Genomic DNA, 262 nt, shown 5'->3' on the forward strand with positions numbered 1-262 from the left:
TGAACGAGGTGGTCAGCATGACGAAGAGCGGCATCAGGTAGAGGATGGCGAAGATCACGAGCAGGCCGTAGATGACGGTGCGGCCGATCCAGCGGCTGTTGCTGTTGTTGTCGTTCCTGTTGTCGCTGGCCTGCGGGGTTGCGATTGCCGGAGAGGTCACGCTGCTCATCGCGCCTTCTCCTTCAGTTCGGAATAGAGATAGGGCACGATGATCGCCGAGATGGTCATCAGCATGATGATGGCGCTGGCCGAGCCGACGGCC

General features: G+C 60.3%; 1 pseudogene. It reads right to left on the minus strand.

The annotated features are described in order from the left end of the window. A pseudogene (locus ACMUVN_RS33350) lies at positions 1 to 169 on the minus strand (carbohydrate ABC transporter permease); the annotation flags it as partial. Between the last annotated feature and the right edge of the window lie 93 nt (positions 170 to 262).

Source organism: Rhizobium sp. IY2 (genome assembly GCF_047532935.1).
Taxonomy (GTDB): Bacteria; Pseudomonadota; Alphaproteobacteria; order Rhizobiales; family Rhizobiaceae; genus Rhizobium; species Rhizobium anhuiense.